Annotated in this window: 3 protein-coding genes; all 3 read left to right on the top strand. The window is 45.7% G+C overall.

From position 1 onward, the window contains the following. Window positions 1–435 precede the first annotated feature (435 nt). From PL85_RS16360 to PL85_RS16350, 3 genes are read left to right on the top strand one after another with little or no spacing between them, the layout of a single operon-like run. On the top strand, window positions 436–1773 hold the full coding sequence (locus tag PL85_RS16360) for a tyrosine-type recombinase/integrase (protein ID WP_115339389.1): 1338 nt from the start codon (window positions 436–438) through the stop codon (window positions 1771–1773). Continuing rightward, window positions 1766–3508 carry a hypothetical protein gene (locus PL85_RS16355; RefSeq protein WP_115339390.1) on the top strand — a complete coding sequence of 581 codons (1743 nt, stop codon included), beginning with the start codon at window positions 1766–1768 and terminating at the stop codon, window positions 3506–3508. Before PL85_RS16360 ends, PL85_RS16355 begins: the two co-directional genes overlap by 8 nt. Further along, the gene (locus PL85_RS16350; protein WP_115339391.1) at window positions 3508–5556 is read left to right on the top strand and encodes a hypothetical protein; all 2049 of its coding nucleotides are present in this window, start codon (window positions 3508–3510) and stop codon (window positions 5554–5556) included. Before PL85_RS16355 ends, PL85_RS16350 begins: the two co-directional genes overlap by 1 nt. Window positions 5557–5630: the final 74 nt, after the last annotated feature.

Genomic DNA, 5630 nt, shown 5'->3' with positions numbered 1-5630 from the left:
GGATCATGGGGCGCTTACTATCGAATCACATGCTTTGAGCTAAAAGTGATAAGCATGAAAAAGCCGTTGCTATGTTCAATCTTCGAGTAAACAAAAAGCAGAAGGATAGCGCGAACTTTTTATGATTTTTGGATATCAAAGGGTAAGTACAAAGAACCAAGCATTTGATATGCAGACGCATTCGCTTGAGTAATATAGGGGCAAGAAGATTTTCCTGATATTGCGTCTGGTGCAAAAACCAGCCGATCTTCTTCGAACAACGCCTACAAATGAGACAGGCTAGTCCGTTCGTGAAAGCACGGTTGTAGAGATAATAAAGTTTGTTACAATGACAGGTTAGTGTAGGAAAAGCATCTTACACACATAAATAACTCTGGAAAATAATCACCCGCTGGCTATTCTGTATGTATAGACAGTGGGTATTGAGAGGGATTTATGTCGGTTCTTATACATTCAGATGATGTTTTTAAAGAAACGGAGTTGATATCGAATAGTGATGGCTTGTTCCATTGCTCCCCACTTAAAGACAATATTGGTTCTTTACCCACGTTGTTTACCAAAGAAGGAGACTTTAATCACGAAGCCAATAGCTACTTCTTCTATCAGAAGACCATTAAGCAAGCCAAAGACTTATCGCCTTGCGCCCAAGCTCTCCAAGCCTTTTATCAGTTTTTAGAAGATAACAACCTCCGTTGGGATTACTTCCCGCCTGTTAAACGCTTAAAGCCAACCTACCTCTTTCGCTCACATCTGCTTAAGCAGATCAAAAGCGGGGAATTAGCTCACTCAACCGCCAGCGTTCGGATGAACCAAATCGTTAGCTACTATAAGTGGTTGATGTATGAAGGCTACCTGATAGTCAAAAGCGAAAAAGAAGCGCCGTTTAAGATGGAGTATGTTTCTGTGCAAAGCACAGGGATGCTGGCCCACATATCTCCAACATTCACCGTGCAGACAAGTGATCTACGAATTAAAGTGCCGAGGGACAGTAGCAGCAAGAACATAAGGCCGCTCAAACCCCTGAGTAATGATTCGCTGGGCATACTGACCTCGTATCTGCCTCAAGCATCCATTGAACTACGCCTTCAAGTGCTGCTTTCAATTGATACCGGAATGCGGATCAACGAAGTCGCCACACTATCCCTTGATGTATTAAAGACTGCTATACGACTTGCTGAAAGTAAGCACCGCTATGAACTGACAATTTCACCGCAATTGAATGGTGTTCAAACCAAATATGCCAAGCGAAGAACCATTGAAATATCAGCCGAATTATTAACTCAGTTAGATGATTACCGCATCTCCGAACGGCGCTTACAGCGTGTGAAAAAGCTCAATAATAAATTGGATAATTTATTTGAAGTGGCATTAGGGCTAAAACAGGAAGCTGTTGATGCGCTGGAGCGCTGTGAGCGCCACGAACCTCTGTTTGTCAGTGAACAAGGTAATCCGGTAACCGCAAAATCAATCGAAGCAAGGTGGTCAGAGTTACGCAGCGTAATTAAAAAGTCGCACTCTACCTTCACCCACCGTTTCCACGATTTTCGCTCGACCTATGGCACTTACCGCCTCAGCGACCTACTCGAAGCCGGACTCCTTGATCTTGAGTGTATGGAACTGTTGATGGCGTGGATGGGACATAAAAATGAATCGACCACCTGGAAGTATTTGCGCTTTCTAAGACGGAAAAAGGCTTTCAAGGTCAAGTTTGGCATCCTCGATAACATCATGCACAGCGCATTACATGACGAACAGGGAGGTGAAAATGAATAAAGTGGAATATCTCAGCGGTTGGCAGCCAGAGCTGTGTATTCAATTAGACATATATGGCATTCAAAAAGCGGACTTTAACCGTTTTCTGGTCAAGCACTTTCCCTCTACGCAGTTATTGCAACAGGGCGGACAATTTGAAGATGCTGACCGAGAGGGCGTTATTCTTCAGTTAAAACAGAGTTTCGATAAAGCTATTGAAGAAGGCGGCAGCCATCACTCCCTGTACAAGATCTTTTCTACCACATCCTTATATCTCAGGTGGTGCGATAAGCAGAGTGTCAACGCATTCACCCAATGCTCTATTGAAGGCTATATGTCTCACCATAATGACCGAGTAATGTTGGGGTTGATGAAAAGCTCGACCTACGCGCAGATACGCGGGCAAATGAGTATCCTGTTTATCAAATATCTTGACTTGTCGTTTCACTATTTTGATAACGTGGTGGTCAGAGGTTGCAGCGATACCGAACCCTACGAAGCTTACACCCGTAGCGATTTAAATCAACTGCTTCCGTTTTTCCGACAAGTCTTTAAGCAGACGCACAAGCAATTTATTGCATTCCCAGAAAAACATTTTGATGCCTACAAGAACGTGCACACCATGACCTTTCACTGGCAGGGTGTGCAATACCACTTGTGTGGTGGTGTAAGCAAGATGATGTGCGCAGGGACGTTCCTGCTAGCCTATTACACCCATAGCAATACCGGAAACTTGTTGCAACTCAGCCACCCTGACAATTCTTCAACCACACTGGGCGAGGTATGGTACACCATGCCTGCCTTTAAACGCCGCGCATTTAAAACGATTCAGGTGGAAATGTGTGGCCATGAGTTGGATATTCCCAAATACGCCTTGGAATTTTTCGATAAGTTACGTGAAGCATCTATGCTGATTGATACGGGTGACCATGCCACCTTGCTGCAAACGATCGTTACCAATAAGGTACAGCCAATCAATCCTTCTACACTCCGTGCCTTTGCAGACTGGATGGAAAAACACTTTTCATTTACTGACCAAACGAGTCGTCGATTGCGTCCGGTGATAAGCCGCTTTCGCGAAACCGGTGCCCAGTTAACCGCGTTCCATCAGGGTGACATGGCGAACGACATCATGCTGAACAACACGCCCAACACTCGCAAGAAGCATTACAGTGAAGGCAATAAAACAACCAATAATGGCATGCTACAAGATGCCATGGCGATAAGAGAAGAGCAGGTAAAAAGCAGGGTGACCACCCAGCAAGCGAGGCAGAACCTGGCAATTGATGTTCTGGTTATTGAACAAGAAAACAGCATCAAACTGCCCAACCTCAGCCGAACATCAAGCGGGTCAAGCTGTAGCAATCCGTTTGGTGAAAAGTCAAAGAAATATACCATACAAGCCCGACGCCACGGATTAGCCAAAGAGGGGGAGCGATTAGCCTGCGCCGATCTGTTAGCTTGCTTTGGTTGCCCCGAACAGGTGATTGTTCAGTCGGTGGCTGATATCTGGTGCCTGCTCTCGTTCAAAGCATGTATCGAAGAATCGCTATATCTGCATCTGGATGCCAGTCATTACCGCAACAACTTCGAAGCGATTATTTCCTTCATCGACCAGAAAATACTACCCAACCTCCATGCCAAGGTATTCAAACAAGCCGAGACACGTCTGGATGACGATGGCCTGCATCCTGCGTGGGGAGAAGCCGATTCCATCCTCAACCTCATCCCTCGCGCCGATATGGAGATGAAATAATGCAAACCGACCATCTGTATGAAGCCAACTTTCCAGCACAGCACAAAATCCACGATACTGATGTGGCTAGGCTGTATCAAGAGCAACGTTTTGACGAACTGGATGCCGTCATCATTTGTAAAGACACAGCGGGGGCGGTCACGGCCACCTTTAGCGATTGCGATTGGGATTGCTTTCCGTTCTCACGAAAAAAAGCAAACAACAACATCCGATTCACAGAGTTTGAACAGGCGTCAACGCTACAGCGGGAGCTAAAACTGCTCACCTTTGGTTGGCTGTTTAATAAAAGTCCGAAACAACGAAAAGCCGCCAGTTTCCCTAGCGTTCGTACCCGTGTAGCAAATCTAAAAATCGCCTACCGTTTCCTTGCTTTTAACAATCTCACCTCTCTGGCAGCACTATCAGCACCGAGCCAGTGGCAGGCGTTTACCGCGTATCTTGTCGATAAGGAATACTCACAGAGCTCCATCGAACTGTGTTTTATTGCTATCAACAAAGCTATCGAGTTCGCATCATGGCATCAATTAGCTCTAGGCTTTACTGCGCCGTTTAAGGCATCAGTTGAGGCAAAAAAACTCTGTGACCGACAACAGCAACAAACGCTGGTGATCCCTGAACGCTTATGTGATGCGATTTACGGTAAAGCGATTGATTTTATCGAAGAAGCCCTTCCATTTAGGACGTTAATTGCCCAAACCGAAAATGCTCTACAAGATAATTACCTTGAAGGTAAACGTACCCTCGATGAAAAGGTTACCCAAGGAGCTAGGTTCACATTTTTGAAAACTGATGGCGATATTGATTACCACAAATATGGATCGGCACTGCAAGAGAATCAGCCCCACTCCGTTCTCGACATCATTGCACCATTAGCCGAAAAACTGCCGAATGTTATGTTAAACAACGGAGCTGATTTCAAACGTTACCTTGGGCAACTGATTACCAGTAGCTATATCGTGTGTGGAGGATTCAGTGGCATGCGAGACTCCGAACTAGACAAGCTCACTCCTGACAGTTATTACAAGGACACCTTTGAAGGACGTGACTACCACATGCTGCAATCGCACACCTTTAAACTGGGCGAAAAACGCGAAACCTGGGTCACCGCCGTATCTTCCAAAAACGCTATTGAACTGATCTCCACTCTCACCGAGCGCTGGCGCTCAGAAGCCGTTTATCCTGATCCCAAGTACACGGGGTCACTCTGGATAAATCACACCGCTCGCTCAAAGCCACCAGTGTTGATTAATAACTGGAATGCCCGCTTGCAACGCTTTTGCAAGCAATTAGACATGGTGGTCAGCGAGGATGATTATCAGGAATGCCTTGAGTCAAACCCGCGCTCATTGGACAAAATAAAAGCATCGGTGACTGTTGGCCAGCCTTGGCCTTTAACCTCACACCAGTTCAGGCGCACACTGGCGTTTTATTGTATTAAGAATCGTTTTGGCACCTTAGTCGCACTGAAGCAGCAGTTTAAACACCTGTATTTAGCCATGACTGAGTGGTACACCAATGGCGGAAAGCTGGCCAGCTATCGGGACTTAATGGTAGACGAAAAGGTAAAAAACCTGCTCAATGACATCAATGCAGAATCAACGGCGAACAGGATTTTTAAGCAGTGGCATTCGGACGAAAAGCTCGCGGGAACTCACGGTAAAGCAATCATGAAAATGCGCGGCGAAATACCGAGTATCTATAGCTCTTGGGAGGTTATCTATAGGGCGGTTAAGGACGGCAAGCTAACACTGCACGGCTCATTGCACAGCTATTGTAAAAATGGCTACAACTGCGATATGAACGGTGTTGTGGCACCACAGTTCTGCGTAGATTGCGGCTCTTCCAGTAGCATCATTGACGAGCAACAGGCTAAGTGGTGGCAGAAAAAGCACCGTAGTCTAGTTGCTTATATAGAATCTGGAGAAGAAATTTCGGTAAGTGAACATAGCCACTATGTCACTCAAATAAGAGCCGCAGAGAAGGTCATGGCTGACTTTGATATGCCCTTTGTTCCTTTTGAACTTGATTTGAAGGTAGCTAACTTATGAACAAGAGCGAAAACACACTATTGGCATTAGAAGCGGCTCTAGAACGCATTAAACGTATGCGCCCCATAATCCCA

Origin of the sequence: Vibrio anguillarum (genome assembly GCF_001989995.2) — a bacterium.
GTDB lineage: Bacteria > Pseudomonadota > Gammaproteobacteria > Enterobacterales > Vibrionaceae > Vibrio > Vibrio anguillarum.
This window is presented reverse-complemented; position numbering and strand designations above follow the sequence as displayed.